19 protein-coding genes are annotated in these 16,408 nt (G+C 65.5%); 9 read left to right on the plus strand and 10 right to left on the minus strand.

Annotated elements, in window-relative coordinates:
- Positions 1–22: 22 nt before the first annotated feature.
- The 3 genes from GV068_RS04555 to GV068_RS04565 form a co-directional block, all read right to left on the minus strand.
- On the minus strand, positions 23–796 hold the full coding sequence (locus GV068_RS04555; protein WP_159696205.1) for a molybdopterin-binding protein: 774 nt from the start codon (positions 794–796) through the stop codon (positions 23–25).
- A 120-nt stretch (positions 797–916) separates the two neighbouring features.
- On the minus strand, positions 917–2,113 hold the full coding sequence (locus GV068_RS04560) for a hypothetical protein (RefSeq protein ID WP_159696206.1): 1,197 nt from the start codon (positions 2,111–2,113) through the stop codon (positions 917–919).
- A 245-nt stretch (positions 2,114–2,358) separates the two neighbouring features.
- A complete protein-coding gene (locus tag GV068_RS04565; protein ID WP_159696207.1) occupies positions 2,359–3,177 on the minus strand; it encodes an EI24 domain-containing protein in 819 nt (272 codons plus the stop codon).
- A gap of 127 nt (positions 3,178–3,304) precedes the next feature.
- Here GV068_RS04565 and GV068_RS04570 point away from each other — a divergent pair, with 127 nt between their 5' ends.
- Complete coding sequence (locus tag GV068_RS04570) at positions 3,305–3,661, plus strand: FKBP-type peptidyl-prolyl cis-trans isomerase (RefSeq protein ID WP_159696208.1); 357 nt, start codon at positions 3,305–3,307, stop codon at positions 3,659–3,661.
- 138 nt (positions 3,662–3,799) lie between these two features.
- Positions 3,800–4,054 carry an acyl-CoA-binding protein gene (locus GV068_RS04575; protein WP_159696209.1) on the plus strand — a complete coding sequence of 85 codons (255 nt, stop codon included), beginning with the start codon at positions 3,800–3,802 and terminating at the stop codon, positions 4,052–4,054.
- Between the two features lie 23 nt (positions 4,055–4,077).
- Here GV068_RS04575 and GV068_RS04580 read toward each other — a convergent pair whose 3' ends face one another.
- A complete protein-coding gene (locus GV068_RS04580) occupies positions 4,078–4,359 on the minus strand; it encodes a polyhydroxyalkanoic acid system family protein (protein ID WP_159696210.1) in 282 nt (93 codons plus the stop codon).
- Between the two features lie 181 nt (positions 4,360–4,540).
- Between GV068_RS04580 and GV068_RS04585 the strand changes: the two genes are divergently transcribed.
- The 5 genes from GV068_RS04585 (at position 4,541) to GV068_RS04605 (ending at position 9,638) form a co-directional block, all read left to right on the plus strand.
- Complete coding sequence (locus GV068_RS04585) at positions 4,541–6,091, plus strand: hypothetical protein (RefSeq protein ID WP_159696211.1); 1,551 nt, start codon at positions 4,541–4,543, stop codon at positions 6,089–6,091.
- On the plus strand, positions 6,088–6,363 hold the full coding sequence (locus GV068_RS04590; protein ID WP_159696212.1) for a protealysin inhibitor emfourin: 276 nt from the start codon (positions 6,088–6,090) through the stop codon (positions 6,361–6,363). Before GV068_RS04585 ends, GV068_RS04590 begins: the two co-directional genes overlap by 4 nt.
- A 185-nt stretch (positions 6,364–6,548) precedes the next feature.
- Positions 6,549–6,872, plus strand: coding sequence for a ferredoxin FdxA (gene fdxA, locus GV068_RS04595; protein ID WP_159696213.1), 324 nt, complete (start codon positions 6,549–6,551; stop codon positions 6,870–6,872).
- 130 nt (positions 6,873–7,002) lie between these two features.
- Positions 7,003–8,100, plus strand: a complete 1,098-nt coding sequence (locus GV068_RS04600) for an NAD(P)/FAD-dependent oxidoreductase (RefSeq protein WP_229463744.1) — start codon at positions 7,003–7,005, stop codon at positions 8,098–8,100.
- A 302-nt stretch (positions 8,101–8,402) separates the two neighbouring features.
- Entirely contained in the window at positions 8,403–9,638 is a 1,236-nt protein-coding gene (locus GV068_RS04605) for a polyhydroxyalkanoate depolymerase (RefSeq protein ID WP_159696214.1), read from the plus strand.
- A 65-nt stretch (positions 9,639–9,703) separates the two neighbouring features.
- On the opposite strand, the gene GV068_RS04610 is transcribed toward GV068_RS04605, so the two are convergent.
- Positions 9,704–10,033, minus strand: a complete 330-nt coding sequence (locus tag GV068_RS04610) for an RcnB family protein (protein ID WP_159696215.1) — start codon at positions 10,031–10,033, stop codon at positions 9,704–9,706.
- A 148-nt stretch (positions 10,034–10,181) separates the two neighbouring features.
- Between GV068_RS04610 and rsxB the strand changes: the two genes are divergently transcribed.
- Both rsxB and nth read left to right on the plus strand, forming a co-directional pair.
- Positions 10,182–10,862, plus strand: coding sequence for an electron transport complex subunit RsxB (gene rsxB, locus GV068_RS04615; RefSeq protein ID WP_229463746.1), 681 nt, complete (start codon positions 10,182–10,184; stop codon positions 10,860–10,862).
- A gap of 3 nt (positions 10,863–10,865) precedes the next feature.
- On the plus strand, positions 10,866–11,558 hold the full coding sequence (gene nth, locus GV068_RS04620) for an endonuclease III (protein ID WP_159696217.1): 693 nt from the start codon (positions 10,866–10,868) through the stop codon (positions 11,556–11,558).
- Here the strand turns inward: nth and GV068_RS04625 are convergent.
- The 5 genes from GV068_RS04625 to cgtA all read right to left on the minus strand — a co-directional run bounded on the left by GV068_RS04625 (position 11,537) and on the right by cgtA (position 16,312).
- Entirely contained in the window at positions 11,537–11,911 is a 375-nt protein-coding gene (locus GV068_RS04625) for a nuclear transport factor 2 family protein (RefSeq protein WP_159696218.1), read from the minus strand. The two genes, nth and GV068_RS04625, sit on opposite strands and share 22 nt — an antisense overlap.
- A 58-nt stretch (positions 11,912–11,969) precedes the next feature.
- Positions 11,970–13,550 (minus strand): methyl-accepting chemotaxis protein, encoded by a 1,581-nt coding sequence (locus GV068_RS04630; RefSeq protein ID WP_159696219.1) that lies wholly within the window; start codon positions 13,548–13,550, stop codon positions 11,970–11,972.
- A gap of 122 nt (positions 13,551–13,672) precedes the next feature.
- Positions 13,673–14,791 carry a glutamate 5-kinase gene (gene proB / locus GV068_RS04635; RefSeq protein WP_159696220.1) on the minus strand — a complete coding sequence of 373 codons (1,119 nt, stop codon included), beginning with the start codon at positions 14,789–14,791 and terminating at the stop codon, positions 13,673–13,675.
- Positions 14,788–15,198, minus strand: a complete 411-nt coding sequence (locus tag GV068_RS04640) for a hypothetical protein (RefSeq protein WP_159696221.1) — start codon at positions 15,196–15,198, stop codon at positions 14,788–14,790. The genes proB and GV068_RS04640 overlap by 4 nt, the downstream gene beginning before the upstream one ends.
- 1 nt (position 15,199) lies before the next feature.
- Positions 15,200–16,312 (minus strand): Obg family GTPase CgtA, encoded by a 1,113-nt coding sequence (cgtA, locus tag GV068_RS04645; RefSeq protein WP_159696222.1) that lies wholly within the window; start codon positions 16,310–16,312, stop codon positions 15,200–15,202.
- Between the last annotated feature and the right edge of the window lie 96 nt (positions 16,313–16,408).

Raw genomic sequence — 16,408 nt, forward strand, 5'->3', positions numbered from 1 at the left:
GTTAATAGGACGGCATGCAGTCCTACAAAGCCTCGAATTCCGCGCCCCGGCTCCTCAGTTCGGCCTGCATGGCAAGGAAGGCCGGCTCGACTTGCGCAGGATCTCCCTTCACGCCCAGTTCGATGTGGCGCCGGGTCTGGGCGTCGCCCACGCTCGGCAGGCTGAACACCCGCAGGCCGGGGTAGTCGCGCTCCAGCGCCTCCATCAGCGGGGTGAGAGAAGACTCCGCCTGTTCATAAACGAGCAGCGAGCGCTCCAGGTGGACATTGGCGTGAAATAAATGCGCATAGTGGGTGTCGAGCACCCACTCGATCATCGGCCAGGCCATCACCGGAAAGCCGGGGACGAAGTGGTGCTGGCGAATCGAGAAGCCGGCGATGCGGTTGTAGGGATTCGGGATCAGGCTCGCGCCTTGCGGGAATTCCGCCATCTTGAGGCGCTGCAGGTTGTCGGGCGCCTCCAGGTCGGCGTCGGGCGCGGTCTCGCGGATGCGCTCCTCGATGTTGCGGCGCCCTTCCGGATGCAGCACGAGCGGCAGCCCGAGCGCTGCCGCGGCGCACTGGCGCGTGTGGTCGTCCGGAGTGGCGCCGATGCCGCCGCAGGAGAACACGATATCGCCGCCGGCGAAGCTGCGCTGCAGGCTCGCCGTCAGGCGCACCGGATCGTCGCCGACGATCTCGGCCCAGGCCAGCTGCAGGCCGCGCGCGCCGAGCAACTCCACCACTTTCGAGAAATGCTTGTCCTGGCGCCTGCCGGACAGGATCTCGTCGCCCACGATGATCAAGCCGAATCCCATCTACTTCCTCCTGTACTTTCAGGCCAGTGTGCCACAGGCCAAGGGACCGATGCCCGTTTCGGGCAGGCTGCTCCCGGCACCCCGAAGCGCAGCGACGGCGCAAAAGGGCCGTCATGCGCATCAGTCGACCCGAATCTTGCTCAACCGGGCGTAAGACTGCAGCACCAGGACGCCAGGGCTGAGCGCATGGAGCGATACGATGCGGTTTTGTGGTTGCGCTCCAGTAAAGCCTATCGAGCTTGCCACCGTGCTTGCGACGCCGGCAGGCGTAATCTTTCTCAGCTGCCCGGTCTGGCTAAGCTTGTAGAGGTTGCCTGCGGCATCGATGGTCATCGGGCCATTCCCGGAGAAAACGGCGGCGCTGCCTGTACCATCGATCTCGTTGACGAAATCGAAGTTCCGGCTCGTTCGACCTGCAAGCGTCGTGACCTCGCCTGCAGGCGTGATCTTCCGGATGAGCGCGACATCGCTGATGTACAGGTTCCCGGCCTTGTCAGTGACGACCGCAGCCGGCCCCATGAAACGTGCCTGCGTGCCAAGGCCGTCGACCGGGTTCCTGCGCTCGGCGCAGGCCGATCCTGGCGGGACGCCGGTTTCGCAGCCGCCGCCGGCCAAGGTCGCAAACGAGCCGTCCTGGGCGATCTTGCGCACCCTCGACCCATCGGTCGCATAGACAGTGCCGTCTGGCGCCACCGCGAGGCGCAAGGTATATGCGGTGGCGACCCTGGCAGCGCCATCGATTGTCCCTCTTGCCGCGTCATAGGGGGCGGTTTCCGTCCACGTGGACACCGTTCCGTCGCCTGATATCCGGCGGATCGCGTAGGCGGAGGAAGCCAGCCTGTCCACGACATACAACACCCCGCCGGGCCCGAAGGCCAGCGCGACCGGTTCGCCCACGCGGGCATAGGTCGTGATGCTGCCGTCCGTCGCCACCTTCTTGATTTCCGACACGGGCGATGAATAAGCAAGGTAAAGATTGCCGGATTGATCGATGGCAGAATCGACGGGGCGCGCCCCGGTGAGCGTGGGCGGGTCGCCGAAGGCAATGCCCCAGGTCACCGGCAAGTCGACCCAAGGCGCCGGCGCCGGTGAAGGCTTCACGTTCAGCTGGATCGCGTTCGAGACGCCGCCCGCGCTGGCCGTGATCGTCACCTTGTCCGCCGTCATGTCCCAGGGTGCCGCATAGGCGGCAATGGGCTTGTCCGACAAGGTGTACAGGGTGTCGCCAATACTGGCCTTCGGCGTCGCCGACCAGCTGACCGGCCCCGTGACACCGGTGAGCGTCGGCGTGATCTCGACCGCCGCGCCGTTCGGCATGACCGACGCCGCGGAAGGGACCAGCCCTATTGTCGGCGGCAAGGGCGAAGACGATCCGGACGCCGTATCGCGCCCACCACTACCGCATGCTGTCAGCAGTACCACTGAGCACATCGCCAGATGACGCGCATTGATCATTACAGGTCCTTGCTTACGTGAAGAAAGCATGCATCGTACACATTCGGTGCGGCGTAAAATTCACGAAAACTCGCACCGATCCATTGGAGGCAGGCCGGCAATGCTTGTCAGGCGTTGCCATCTTGCGGCGTCCCGGCGCGTAGTTCTTCCAGCGCCCCCAGGCAGAAATACTGGAACCATAGCCCGGCGAACAGGAAGATCATGATGTACAGCCACAGCGACAGCGCGGCCAGGAAGGGGAACAGCAGGAAGGACAGCAGCGCCCCGCCCATCCACACGATGCCGGGCAGCGCGCCGGCCAGCCCGGTGGCGAAGCCGATCGCCAGCAGCGCGCCGCGGTGGCGCCGCACCAGCGCGCGCCGCTCCTCGGGACTGGCATGCGCGGCCAGCGCGTCGTAGCTCATCACGCGCGAGGTCACCCAGGCCCACAGGCAGGCCTGCACCAGCCAGGCCAGCGGCGGCACCGCGTACAGCGGCAGGGAAATCAGCCACAGCACCGCGAACACGGCGGTGCTGCCGAGGTTGATGGCCACGCTGCCGAGGAAGGAACCGCCCTCCTTCCGTTCGAGCTTGGGATACTGGGTGTTACCGACGTGGCGCTCGATGGCCGGCATCGCGATCACGCCCATGAACAGCAGGCTTGATGCGATCATCAGGGGCAGCAGCAGCGCGATCGCCAGCAGCGGCACTGCCATCGCCTTGAACACGCCGAGACCCAGCGTCACCAGCATGCTGCTGCTCGTTTGAAACAAACCGTAGTCGGCGAACAGGCCTTGCAGCCAGTCGACCAGCGGCTGCAGGCTGGTCCATAGGACCGCACCCCACAGCAGCAGCGACAGCACCAGCGGGGCGCCGGACAGCACCAGCATGCGGCGCGAGAATTGAGCGCGCAGCGCGCGCCGGTAAGCGGTAGCCACGCCTTTCATGGATGGACCTCGGGCTGCATCGTCACTCCTGTGTTCAGTTCGATAACGCCATTGTAAGGCCAGTGGTTTGGCGCGGCCGCGATGCATGGACTACAATCCCCGTTCAACTTGAACAACAGGGAAAACCATGTCCACCATTACCACTGATTCCGGCCTGCAATACGAAGACACCGTCGTCGGCAGCGGCGCCGAGGCGAAAGCCGGCCAGCACGTCACCGTCCACTACACCGGCTGGCTGCGCAACGACGACGGCAGCCAGGGCGCCAAGTTCGATTCGAGCAAAGACCGCAACGATCCGTTCCAGTTCGCACTGGGCGCCGGCCACGTGATCCGCGGCTGGGACGAAGGCGTGCAGGGCATGAAGGTCGGCGGCCAGCGCCGCCTGACCATCCCGGCCAGCCTCGGCTACGGCGCACGCGGCGCCGGCGGCGTGATCCCGCCGAACGCTACCCTCATCTTCGACGTCGAACTGCTGGACGTATAAGACTTCCGGGGCGGCGCCATCTCCAGAGCGCCGCCTTGAGCATCCCCTCTAAAGTTCGCCCGGTTTGGCGGTGAACGCCCTTCTCCTGCGCTAAGATCGTCTCCTGCATTTTTGCCAACGCAACCAACAGGAGTATTCATGAGCTTGCAAGAACAGTTCGCCCAGGCCCAGGCCGAATCGAAGAATCTGCCGGAACGCCCGGACAACATGACCTTGCTGAAGATTTACGCGCTGTACAAGCAGGGCGCGAGCGGCGACGCCACCGGCGAGCGCCCGGGCATGACCGATTTCGTCAACCGCGCCAAGTTCGACGCCTGGGCCGCCCTGAAGGGCACCTCGCAGGAAGACGCGATGCAGCAGTACATCGACCTGATCGAGGAACTCAAGGGCTGATTCCCGATGAGCCGCCCGCCGCTTCAGGCGGGCGCGAACACCTTGCGCATCTTCTCGGCCACCTTGGTCTCGATGCTCGATGCAAATGCGCTCATGAAGAATCCCAGCCGGATCTGCAGCGCCGCGCGCTGGCCTTCCAGGCTCAGGGCCCCTTCCACACCACTGCGCTCGAAGCGCAGCACGTCGCCATCCCACTGACAGGCCAGGTCATACTCGGCCGCGAGCTTCTGGGCCACCTGCTGGGCCGCCGCACGCGCCTGTTCCGGGCTCAACCCATGTTCCTGGACGATGCTAATTTCCGACATCTGGACAATCCTTGTTCTTTATTGGTTGCAAGATAGCCCGCCATGATGCCAGTTGACGGCTGAGTAAGCCAGTCCTGCGGGACGGCTGGGACCGATCCAGAATCAATTGACGTTCGTCAATGCCCGCGCCGCCCGGCGCGCGACCATGGAGATGCCGCCCGACATTTCGCAAGGAGCCGTCATGGAACCAGGTGCCCTCTTGCCGGACGAACTGGACACGTCCCGTGACCAGCCTCCGGTCCGCTTCATCCCCACGCCCAGCGCCCCCTACCAGCAGCAGCACCGGATCGCCAAGCTGCTCGATCAGCCGCTCGAACCCGGCGACACGCCCAAGGCCGAATCCAGCCCGCCCGATGAAGAGGAGCTGCCGGAAGCCCCGCCGTTGCCGCAAGCCTTCGGCGCCCGAGTGCTGATGTGGAAGCAGGACCCGTCGGTGGGCGAGATCGGCACCCGCCGCGCCTACCTGCCCGGCCCGGTGCTGGCCGGCCCCCGCGACGCCCGCATCGCGCCCGGCGCGCCCGGTATCGACGCGGTCGAACCGAACGCCTTCGGCGACTTCGTCACCCAGCCCGACACCCCGCAGTTCGACGCCGTGCATACCTTCGCCGTGGTGCGCCAGACCCTCACCATGTACCAGCGCGCCCTGCTGGCGGCGGGCCTGGACATGCCCCTGCCCTGGCAGTGGAACACCAGCATGGACACGCGCCCGCTGGCGGTCTATCCCTACGGCCTGCCGAACGTGATGAATGCCTTCTACAGCCGCACCCAGGGCTGCCTGAAGTTCGGCGACTTCATTCCCCCCAGCGAAGGCGGCGCGCAGTTGGATGAATCGGCCCGGATCTACACCTGCCGCTCCTTCGACATCGTGGCCCACGAGACCGCCCACGCGGTGCTCGACGGCCTCAAACCCCAGTGGCTGCTCGCCGACGCCCCACCCCAGACCGGTGGCCTGCACGAAGCCTTCGGCGACCTCACCGCGATCTTCCTGGCCCTGTCCCAGCTCGACCAGTGCGAGGCGGTGGTGGCCCAGACCAAGGCCCACCTGCACGACAAGACCTATTTGTCCGACATCGCCGAGCAGTTCGGCATGGCGCTGGGCGGCACCACGGGCTTGCGCAACGCCGACAACGACCTGACGCTGGGACAGGCCGGCACCCAGGTGCACGCGATCTCGCAGGTGTTCACGGGCGCCGTCTACGATGTGCTGGCCGACCTGTTCGCCTACGAGCGCAACCCCCAGCTTGACGACTGCGCCGCCGTGCTGCACCGGGTCGCGGGTTACCTGCGCGGGCTGCTGCTGCGCGCCCTGATCGCCGCGCCCGATGCAAGCGCCTCCTACGTGGACGTGGTCAACGAGATGCTGCGCATCGTGCAGGAGGACGGCAAGCCGGCGGCCTACGCCGGCTTCATCCGCAACCAGTTCAGCCGCCGCGACGTGGTCGAGCAGCCGGTCCAGGCCTCCACCGGCACCGAGGCCGGCGCGCCCGCGCCGGCGGGACCGCTGGCGCCCAAGGTCTGCGACAAGCCCGGCGCGCGCCAGGACCGGCGCGCCTGCTGCGGCACCATGAACCTGCCCGAGTACCACCGGGTCGACCGCGTGCTCGACCGGGAGACGCAGGCTTTGGCGCGCTGGTGCGCGGCCAACGGGCGCCTCGGCGAATGCGTGGTCCCGGTGGCGGCGACGGTGGTGCCGGCGGCCGTGGCGGACCCCAGCGCGGCGGACCGGGCATGAAGATCAGCGCACGCGCCTGCGGCGGCTTTGCCGGACTGGCCGAAGCCTACGACCTCGACACCGCCTTTCATCCCGGCGGCAACGAGCTCGAAGCGCTGCTCGGCCGCCTCGACTTCTTCTCCGCCGCGCCCGAGTGTCCGGTCGGGGCCGACCTGCCGCGCTGGGAAATCACGGTCGAGGACGGCCTGCGCTGTCACACCGTCTTCCTGCGCGAGGACGGCAGCGGCGGCGACTGGCAGGCCCTGCTGGACCGCCTGCGCACCGGCGTATGAAGCATGGCCGACGGGTGATGGCGCTCTCGGGTGCGCCATCACCGTCCACATTTGCTTATATATATTGTGTATAAGCCTAATTTGTAGGAAAACCCGAATTGCCCTAAAATACAGTGCTTTGCAAGTCCCGCCGGCCCACCTGAGCGCTCGGTGCCGCGACACTTCAACCAATAAATAGGACTGTTATGACCCACGTTGTCACCGAATCGTGCATCCGTTGTCGTTATACCGACTGCGTCGATGTATGCCCGGTAGATTGTTTCCGGGAAGGCCCGAATTTCCTCGCCATCGACCCTGACGAGTGCATCGACTGCGCCGTCTGCGTGGCCGAGTGCCCGGTGAATGCGATCTACGCGGAAGAAGACGTGCCGTCGGACCAGCAGCAGTTCATCAAGATCAACGCCGACCTGTCGCGCGCCTGGCCTTCGATCACCAAGACCAAGCCGGCCCTGCCCGACGCGGACGAGTGGAAAGACGTCAAGGAAAAGCTGGACCAGCTGGCCCGCTAAGCCCACCAGGCATCTACTGGCCGGGCAGGGTCGGCCGGTCCCTTCGGACCGGCCCAGCGCAGGTTCGTCAATCGTGGCACACTAGCGGCCATCGTCACACCATACCCATACACACAGAAAGTTTAAGCGCATGACTATCAGTGCCTCCCACGAAGCGGGCAGCATCGCTCCCAACAGCTCCTTCGCCGGCGCGATCGAAGCCGATGCCGTGATCATCGGCGCCGGTCCGGTCGGCCTGTTCCAGGTCTTCGAACTCGGCCTCCTCGAAATCAAGGCCCACGTCATCGATTCGCTGCCGGCCGTCGGCGGCCAGTGCGTGGAACTGTACCCGGACAAGCCGATCTACGACATCCCGGCCGTGCCGGTGTGCACCGGCCAGGAACTGACCGACAACCTGCTCAAGCAGATCGAGCCGTTCGAGCCGACCTTCCACCTGGGCCAGGAAGTCACCACCGTGCAGCGTCGCGAAGACGGCCGCTTCAACGTCGAGACCTCGACGGGTACCCAGTTCATCACCAAGACCATCTTCATCGCCGCCGGCGTCGGCTCCTTCCAGGCCCGCACCATGAAGGTCGACGGCATCGAGAAGTTCGACAACAGCCAGCTGTTCTACCGCGTCAAGGATCCGGCTCTGTTCGAAGGCAAGAACCTGGTCATCTGCGGCGGCGGCGACTCCGCCCTGGACTGGGCCCTGAACTTCGTCGGCAAGGCCGAGTCGGTCGTGCTGCTGCACCGTCGCGAAGACTTCCGCGCCGCCCCGGCCTCGGTCGCCAAGATGAAGGCCCTGTGCGACGAGTACGAGATGCAGCTGATCATCGGCCAGGTCACCGGCTTCGATGAAGCGGACGGCAAGCTGAGCGAAGTGAAGGTCACCGGCGCCGACGGCGTCACCCGCCGCGTGCCGCTGGACATGCTGCTGGTGTTCTTCGGCCTGTCGCCGAAGCTGGGTCCGATCGCCGAATGGGGCCTGGACATCGAGCGCAAGCAGCTCAAGGTCGTGGACACCGAGAAGTTCGAGACCAACGTCCCGGGCATCTTCGCCGTCGGCGACATCAACACCTATCCGGGCAAGAAGAAGCTGATCCTGTCGGGCTTCCACGAAGCCGCGCTGGCCGCCTTCGGCGCCGCGCCTTACATCTTCCCGGACAAGAAGATCCACATGCAGTACACGACGACCTCGCCGAAGCTGCACAAGATTCTCGGCGTGGAGACCCCCGTCTTCGACTGATTTTGTCCTATCGGTAAAAAAATGCCGCCCGGCGCAAGCCCGGCGGCATTTTTTATTGTCCCGCCGCTGTGTCGTCGAGCCTGCGTTCTTTAGTGTCATAACAACAGAAGCCCTTGTCGGACAGGGCCTACCTGCTTATGTGGGTGGCTTCACCGAGCGCAAATGCGCAAATATGCTACAAGTAGTCTATGCAAAAAGGGAAGTGAAAAGGACTGTTTCCACAAGTAAATCACTATCCCCTATAATTGACTGAGCGCACACGCAAACGATTGCGACGCCCCGTCTATTCGAAGGAATTATTTATGCTTTACCAACTGCACGAGATGCAACGCTCCTTCCTGACCCCGCTGATGCAGTGGGCAGATGCGTCCTCCAAATTGTTCTCGAACCCCGTTTCGCCGTTCGCGCACACCCCCTTCTCGCAGCGTATCGCTGCCGGTTACGAGCTGATGTACCGCCTGGGGAAAGATTACGAAAAGCCGGCTTTCGGCATCAAGACCGTACCCGTCCAGGGTAAGGATGTCGGCATCATCGAGCACACGAGCGTCGAAAAGCCCTTTTGCCGGCTCATCCATTTCAAGAAGGACCTGAGCGACAAGGAGTTCGCCGCGCTGGAGCAGCCGACCGTGCTGGTGGTGGCGCCCCTGTCGGGTCACCACGCTACCCTGCTGCGCGACACCGTACGCGCGCTGCTGGCCGAGCATGACGTCTACATCACCGACTGGACCGACGCCCGCATGGTGCCGCTATCAAACGGCCCGTTCCACCTCGACGACTACATCTACTACGTCCAGGACTTCATCCGCCACCTCGGCCCGGACGTGCACGTGATCTCGGTGTGCCAGCCGACCGTGCCGGTGCTGGCCGCGATCTCGCTGATGGCAACCAACAAGGATCCGAAGCTGCCGAAGACCATGACCATGATGGGCGGCCCGATCGATCCGCGCAAGTCGCCGACCGCGGTCAACGACCTGGCCACCGAAAAGCCCTTCTCCTGGTTCGAGAACACCGTGATCTACTCGGTGCCGGGCAACTACCCGGGCTTCGGGCGCAAGGTCTATCCGGGCTTCCTGCAGCACGCCGGCTTCATCGCGATGAACCCGGGCCGCCATGCCCAGAGCCACCGCGAGTTCTACCAGCACCTGGTGCGCGGCGACGACGACTCGGCCGAGGCGCACCGCCAGTTCTACGACGAATACAACGCCGTGCTCGACATGCCGGCCGAGTACTACCTCGAGACCATCAAGACCGTGTTCCAGGACCACGCACTGCCGAAGGGCACCTGGGAAGTCGGCGGCCAGCTGGTGCGTCCGCAGGACATCAAGACGGTGGCGCTGTTCACCGTCGAGGGCGAGCTGGACGACATCTCGGGCCTGGGCCAGACCCGCGCCGCGCACGACCTGTGCACCGGCATCCCGAAGAAGATGCACCAGGAGTTCGTCGCGCCCAAGTGCGGCCACTACGGCATCTTCTCGGGCCGCCGCTGGCGCGAGATCATCTGCCCGAAGATCGGGGAGTTCATCCGGGCCCACGCCTGATCCACAAAAAAATGCCGGAACGTGTTCCGGCATTTTTTTACCCGCACAGCCTGGGGCGGCGTGCTTCAGCGGCTCACCAGCACCTCCTGCACTTCCCCCGTCGCGATCGACACCAGCGCATAGTCGCTCCCCGCCTGCACCCACTGGTGCCCGGGCGGCGGTTCCGTCAGGCGGTGCGTCTTCCAGTTCTCCACCACGTAGTGATGCGTGCGGTAGCGCGCCGGCAGCTGTTCGCCGCGCTTGAGCTGGCCGCTGGCCTCCACGCTGCGATAGGGACTGGCCTTCACGGCCTTGGCCTGCTGCGCGCGCGCCTGCTGTTCGCGCTGCTGCGCCTGGGCCGCGGCGCCACCGGCCAGCACCGCGGCGATCAGCACCGGTACGATGAGTGTGTTCATGTGAGCTCCTTTAGCGTCGAGCCGCCAGTAAACCACGCGCGAACACGGCAGTCTGTTCGCTCCAGCACGCACATCGCACCGCGGCGGCGGCATCGCACCGGCCCCGGTTTTGGCGGATAATGTCGGCTTTGACCGCACTCCTCTTGCCGTGACCAAGACCCTCGCCGACCAGATCGAAGACGTACTGCCGCAGACGCAATGCACCAAGTGCGGCTATCCCGCATGCCGTCCGTATGCGGAAGCGATCGCGCGCGGCGAAGCCGAGATCAACCAGTGCCCGCCTGGCGGCATGGAAGGCGTGCGCCGCCTCTCCAGCGTCACCGGCCGCCCGGTCATTCCGATCAACCCGGCCAACGGCGTCGAACGCCCGCGCCCGGTCGCCTTCATCGACGAGTCGCTCTGCATCGGCTGCACCCTGTGCATCCAGGCCTGCCCGGTGGACGCCATCCTGGGTGCGGCCAAGCAGATGCACACCATCCTGCCGAGCCTGTGCACCGGCTGCGACCTGTGCGTGGCGCCCTGTCCGGTTGACTGCATCTCGATGCTGCCGGTGACCGGCGAGCTCACCGGCTGGGCCGCATGGTCGCAGGACGCCGCGGACGCGGCGCGCGCGCGCCACGACTTCCGCAGCGAGCGCCTGCGCCGTGAAAAGGAAGAGAACGATGCGCGCCTTGCCGCCAAAGCGCTGGAAAAGATGCGCGCGGTGACGGCGGAAGTGACCAACACCCCGGAGGAGCTGGCGGAGAAGGAGCGCAAGCGCGCCATCATCGCCGCCGCGATGGAACGCGCGCGCCTCAAGGCCGCCGGCAATCCACCGGACAAGGCATAAGCGATGAACCCAGCCAAACGACTAGAGATATTCACGCGCTTTCGCGCAGCCAACCCGAAGCCGACCACCGAGCTCGAATTCACGACGCCCTTCGAACTTCTGATCGCGGTGCTGCTGTCGGCGCAGTCGACCGACGTCGGCGTCAACAAGGCCACGCGCCGGCTGTACCCGGTGGCGAACACGCCGCAGGCCATCCTCGACCTGGGGCTGGACGAGCTCAAGTCCTATATTTCCACCATCGGCCTGTACAACACCAAGGCCGCGAATGTCATGGCGACCTGCCGCATCCTGGTGGACCAATACGGCGGCGAAGTGCCGCCATCGCGCGAGGCGCTGGAGTCCCTGCCCGGCGTGGGCCGCAAGACCGCCAACGTGGTGCTGAACACCGCTTTCGGGGAGCCGACCATGGCGGTCGACACCCACATCTTCCGGGTGTCGAACCGCACGAAGATCGCCCCGGGCAAGAACGTCGACATCGTCGAGCAGAAGCTGCTCAAGTTCGTGCCCAAGGATTTTCTGCACGACGCCCACCACTGGCTGATCCTGCACGGCCGCTACACCTGCGTGGCGCGCAAGCCGAAGTGCTGGAACTGCCTGATCAATGACCTGTGCGAGTTCAAGGACAAGACCCCGCCGCCCGCCGGCGCGATGGATCCGGCGGCCGACCTGGCGACTCAGGCCGCCGAACTGGGATAAAGGCGCTTCTCGCCGGTGGCGAACGAGGCGCGCGCGATGCGCCCGTCCACCACTTCGTACACGCACAGCATCTCCACCGTGCCCAGGCCCTCCGGGAAGTTGCGGGTGACGATCTCGAGGTCGGTGACGAAGTTGCCGAGGACGGAACGGTTCAGCAGGCGCGCCTGCAGATCCGGTTCGGCGAAGCGCTCCTGGTAGCGCGGGCGGATCTGCGCGTGACCTTCTGCGAGCAGGGCGCCGTGCAGCGCGAACTGCTGCGCATCCGGTGCGTAGGTGCGCATCAGCGCGTCGAGGTCCTTGGCGTTGTAGGCGTCGAGCTGGGCCTGGACCACAGCGAGGGGAGATGGATTCATGGGCTCTGAAGGTAGATGAAAAAAACGCGCCGACTCTGGCGCGTCTTTCATCTTAACCTCAAGCCGCCAGGCGTGCAGGCGAGCGGCCCGGCAAGGCCTTGCGCGTTTCGCGCGCATCTTCCAGCTTGAATACCGCGACCACCTCGGTCAAGGCCTGGGTCTGGTCGCGCAGCGACTGCGCGGCGGCGGCGGCTTCCTCCACCAGCGCCGCGTTCTGCTGGGTCGCCGTATCCATTTCGCTGACCGCCATGTTGACTTGCGCGATGCCGGCGCCCTGCTCCGCGCTGGCCTGGCTGATCTCACCGATGATGTCCATCACGCGGCGTACGCTGGTGACGATCTCGCCCATGGTGGCGCCGGTTTCACCGACCAGCTGGTTGCCCGCTTCCACGCGCTGCACCGAGGCGTTGATCAGTTCCTTGATCTCTTTGGCGGCAGTGGCCGAACGGTGCGCCAGGTTGCGCACCTCGCCCGCGACCACGGCGAAGCCGCGGCCCTGCTCGCCTGCGCGGGCAGCTTCCACGGCCGCGTTCAGCGCCAGGATATTGGTCTGGAAGGCGATGCCGTCGATGACGCTGATGATGTCCACGATCTTGCGCGAGGACTCGCTGATCGAGGCCATGGTGCCGACCACCTGTTCGACCATGTGGCCGCCCTTGGCGGCGACGTCGCAGGCGGAGACGGCCAATGCGCTGGCCTGCTGCGCGTTCTCCGCATTGCGCTGCACGGTGGCGGTGATCTCTTCCATCGACGAGGCGGTTTCCTCGATGGCGCCGGCCTGCTGCTCGGTGCGGCTCGACAGGTCCAGGTTGCCCTGGGCGATTTCGTCCGACGCCACGGCGATGGTCTCGGCCCCGCCGCGCACCTGCGACACGATGGTCTGCAGACTGCCGGTCATGTCCTTCAGGGCCTGCAGCAGCTGGCCGGTCTCGTCGTCGCTGCGCACCACGATGCTGGTGCGAAGGTCGCCGGCAGCGACGCTTTGCGCCGCTTCGACGGCCTGGCCGAGCGGACGCGTGATCGAACGCGACACGAGCACGCCGGCGACCACCGCCACCGCGGCGCCCAGCAGCATCAGGGTGTAGCTCAGCAGCGTCGCATGGCTGCCCACTTCTTCGGCGGCGGCGACCGTGGCGGCGGTCTCCTTCGACATCGCCTGCTCGGCCTGCACCAGCAGTTCGGACGGGGCCCGGTCCATACCCTTGACCGCGCTGTCGCCCACCGCGGCATCGAAGCCTGCCGCGCCAAAGCCGGCGTAGGCGCTGCGGAAGGCCTCGCCCAGTTTCTTGTGTTCCTGCTCGAAGCGGCCCAGGAGCTCGCGCACCTCGCCGGCGGGTGTGATGGCGACCAGTTCCCTGGCTTCCTGCGCCACCTCGGACTCGGCTTTCTGGAAAGCGTCCCAGTGCTTGACGCGGTCAGCCTCGTCCTTGCCGCGCACGAGCGTGTTCTTCCATTCCTGCAGCTGCTTGCGGAAATCGCCCAGCAGGCGCTCCATGCGCTGGGCGTGGTTCGACTGCGCCATCGCGGCGTCGTAGGTGTCGAGGGCGTCGTTCATTCTCGCTACGCCGAAGAAGCCGGCGCAGGCCACGACGAGGGTGACGGCGGCGAATCCGATCGGGAGCTTGCGGCTGAGTTTCATGACTGGTTGTACGGGACTGAAGAGGTGCAGTCCAGTCTACGGAGTTTGTATCTTCCGGGCAAAAAAAAGACACAAAGCCTGATCAGTTCGCCAAGCTTTTGTGTGCATGCGGCAACAAGACTTTACAGAAGTACCAGGTTGTCCCGATGTACCAGCTCCGGTCCTTCCATGTAGCCGAGGATGCGTTCGATCTCGGCCGAGGAATGGCGCATGATGCGCCGCACTTCGCTGCTGGTGTAGTTGGTCAGTCCGCGCGCCAGCGGGCGGCCGGCCTCGTCGATGCAGGTGATGACCTGCCCGCGCCCGAATTCGCCACGTACTGCGATCACGCCGATCGGCAGCAGCGACTTGCCTTCCTTCGTCAGTTTCTGCACGGCCCCTAGGTCGAGCACCACTTCGCCGGTGGTGTGCAGGTGGTCGATCATCCATTGGCGGCGCGCAGTCAGGCGGCCGGTCGGGGCGACCAGCTGGGTGCCGATGGCTTCCCCGGCAGCCAGGCGCGTCAGCACGTTTTCTTCGCGGCCCCAGGCGATGATGGTGTGGGCGCCGGAGCGGGCGGCGCGCCGGGCCGCCAGCACCTTGGTCAGCATGCCGCCGCGCCCGATGCTGGAGCCGGCGCCGCCGGCCATCGCTTCAAGCGCCGGGTCGCCCGCCTGTGCTTCGCCGATCAGCTGGGCGTCCGGATCCTTGCGCGGGTCGGCGGAATACAGGCCGCGCTGGTCGGTGAGGATCACCAGCGCGTCGGCTTCGATCAGGTTGGCCACCAGGGCGCCGAGGGTGTCGTTGTCACCGAACTTGATCTCGTCGGTGACGACCGTGTCGTTCTCGTTGATGATCGGGACCACGCCCAGGCGCAGCAGGGTAGTGAGGGTCGAGCGCGCGTTCAGGTAGCGTTCGCGGTCGGCCAGGTCGGCGTGCGTCAGCAGGACCTGCGCCGTACCAATGCCGTGCGTACGGAAGCTGGTTTCGTAGATCTGCGCCAGGCCCATCTGGCCCACGGCGGCGCAGGCCTGCAGCTCGTGGATGTCGGTCGGGCGCGCGGCGAAACCGAGGCGCAGCATGCCTTCGGCGATCGCGCCGGAAGACACCAGCACGACTTCCTTGCCGAGGCCGCGCAGTGCGGCGATTTGAAAGGCCCAGCGGGCGATGGCGGTATGGTCCAGGCCCCTGCCCTCGTTGGTGACGAGCGAGGAACCGACCTTGACGATGATGCGGGAAGCTTGCTGGAGTACAGAGTTCATGGCGACAGGAATTTTCCTCGCGGCCGTAAGGCCAGCAGGGAAAGTCCTGCCAACAGCTCGACCGCGCAGACAGCTAATAATACCCCCTTCGGCAGTCCGATCGCGAATGCCGCGATCAGGCGCCCGGCCGGCTGGGCCAGGAGGAACAATGCGGTGAGGTCGACGAGAAGGGGCTGGTCGCCGCTTCTAGCTGCCAGCAGCGCCAGCATCGCGGTAGCGAGGCGCATGCCCACGTAGACGGCGTAGAACTGGCTGTAGCCGTTCACGCCGACGAGAAAGATGCCCATCGCGCCCGCGATGCGGTCGGGATCGAGCATGGCCGCCAGGGCCGCCAGCGAGCTGACGGAGGCAAGCACCTGCAGCAGCTGGCCACGCAGCCAGCTGCGATTGACGGCTGCTTTAAGCAACTTAATCTTCGAGAATCTTGAAGCGTGGATCGTCCGGATCGATCGAATTGATGCCGCGCGCTTCCTCGGTCATCGAGGTCTCTTCGGCGCGCTGTTCGGACGTGCGTTTCTCTTCGAGGTGCAGGTAGATCGCGTTGACCAGGTCCTGGCAGCCTTCGCGGTTGAGTGCCGAGATCTCGAACACGGGCCCTTTCCACGCCATGCGTTTGACGAAGTCCTTGACGATCTTCTTGCGCTCGGCTTCATCGACCACGTCGAGCTTGTTCAGCACCAGCCAGCGCGGCTTGTTCAGCAGCTCTTCGTCGTACTTCTCGAGTTCCTTGACCAGGGCCTTGGCTTCCTTGACCGGATCGACCTTCTCGTCGAAGCCCGACAGGTCGACGATGTGCAGCAACAGGCCGGTACGCGCCAGGTGGCGCAGGAACTGGTGGCCGAGGCCCGCGCCTTCGGCCGCGCCTTCGATCAGGCCCGGGATGTCGGCGATGACGAAGCTCTTTTCGTGCGACACGCGTACCACGCCCAGGTTCGGATGCAGGGTGGTGAACGGGTAGTCGGCGATCTTCGGCTTGGCGTTCGACACGGCGGTAATGAAGGTCGACTTGCCGGCGTTCGGCATGCCCAGCAGGCCCACGTCGGCCAGCACCTTCAGCTCCAGGCGCAGGGTGCGGCGCTGGCCTTCCTTGCCCTCGGTCTTCTGGCGCGGCGCGCGGTTGGTCGAGGTCTTGAAGTGGATGTTGCCCCAGCCGCCCTCGCCACCCTGGGCCAGCAGTTCGGTCTGGCCGTGCTCGGTCAGGTCGGCGATGATTTCGCCGCTGACGTCGTCCACGATCAGGGTGCCCACCGGCATGCGCATGTAAACGTCTTCGGCGCCCTTGCCGTAGCAGTCCGAGCCGCGACCCGGTTCGCCGTTGCGGGCGTGGTGGGTCTTGGAATAGCGGAAGTCCACCAGGGTGTTGATGTTACGGTCGGCCACCACGTAGATCGAGCCGCCCTTGCCGCCGTCGCCGCCGTCGGGGCCGCCGAATGGGCGGAACTTCTCGCGGCGGAACGAGGCGCACCCGTTGCCGCCGTCGCCGGCGATGACTTCAATTCTTGCTTCGTCGATAAACTTCATGATGGTGACCGATAAAAACTAAAAAGGCCCTACCGTGGGCAGAGCCTTTCGATGGAAGGCTTGCGCCTTGCAAAGAAGCGCCGCAAGAGCTGCGGC

The organism is Massilia sp. 9I, assembly GCF_902506415.1.
GTDB lineage: Bacteria > Pseudomonadota > Gammaproteobacteria > Burkholderiales > Burkholderiaceae_D > Telluria.

What these genes read in the sequence shown, in the direction of transcription:
- GV068_RS04555 (WP_159696205.1), bottom strand. Translation starts at nt 796, where the DNA reads ATGGGATTCGGCTTGATCATCGTGGGCGACGAGATCCTGTCCGGCAGG.
- proB (WP_159696220.1), bottom strand. Translation starts at nt 14,791, where the DNA reads ATGAACTCTGTACTCCAGCAAGCTTCCCGCATCATCGTCAAGGTCGGT.
- nth (WP_159696217.1), top strand. Translation starts at nt 10,866, where the DNA reads ATGAACCCAGCCAAACGACTAGAGATATTCACGCGCTTTCGCGCAGCC.
- GV068_RS04560 (WP_159696206.1), bottom strand. Translation starts at nt 2,113, where the DNA reads ATGCCGAACGGCGCGGCGGTCGAGATCACGCCGACGCTCACCGGTGTC.
- cgtA (WP_159696222.1), bottom strand. Translation starts at nt 16,312, where the DNA reads ATGAAGTTTATCGACGAAGCAAGAATTGAAGTCATCGCCGGCGACGGC.
- GV068_RS04605 (WP_159696214.1), top strand. Translation starts at nt 8,403, where the DNA reads ATGCTTTACCAACTGCACGAGATGCAACGCTCCTTCCTGACCCCGCTG.
- GV068_RS04590 (WP_159696212.1), top strand. Translation starts at nt 6,088, where the DNA reads ATGAAGATCAGCGCACGCGCCTGCGGCGGCTTTGCCGGACTGGCCGAA.
- fdxA (WP_159696213.1), top strand. Translation starts at nt 6,549, where the DNA reads ATGACCCACGTTGTCACCGAATCGTGCATCCGTTGTCGTTATACCGAC.
- GV068_RS04570 (WP_159696208.1), top strand. Translation starts at nt 3,305, where the DNA reads ATGTCCACCATTACCACTGATTCCGGCCTGCAATACGAAGACACCGTC.
- GV068_RS04575 (WP_159696209.1), top strand. Translation starts at nt 3,800, where the DNA reads ATGAGCTTGCAAGAACAGTTCGCCCAGGCCCAGGCCGAATCGAAGAAT.
- GV068_RS04610 (WP_159696215.1), bottom strand. Translation starts at nt 10,033, where the DNA reads ATGAACACACTCATCGTACCGGTGCTGATCGCCGCGGTGCTGGCCGGT.
- GV068_RS04625 (WP_159696218.1), bottom strand. Translation starts at nt 11,911, where the DNA reads ATGAATCCATCTCCCCTCGCTGTGGTCCAGGCCCAGCTCGACGCCTAC.
- GV068_RS04565 (WP_159696207.1), bottom strand. Translation starts at nt 3,177, where the DNA reads ATGAAAGGCGTGGCTACCGCTTACCGGCGCGCGCTGCGCGCTCAATTC.
- GV068_RS04600 (WP_229463744.1), top strand. Translation starts at nt 7,003, where the DNA reads ATGACTATCAGTGCCTCCCACGAAGCGGGCAGCATCGCTCCCAACAGC.
- GV068_RS04580 (WP_159696210.1), bottom strand. Translation starts at nt 4,359, where the DNA reads ATGTCGGAAATTAGCATCGTCCAGGAACATGGGTTGAGCCCGGAACAG.
- GV068_RS04630 (WP_159696219.1), bottom strand. Translation starts at nt 13,550, where the DNA reads ATGAAACTCAGCCGCAAGCTCCCGATCGGATTCGCCGCCGTCACCCTC.
- GV068_RS04585 (WP_159696211.1), top strand. Translation starts at nt 4,541, where the DNA reads ATGGAACCAGGTGCCCTCTTGCCGGACGAACTGGACACGTCCCGTGAC.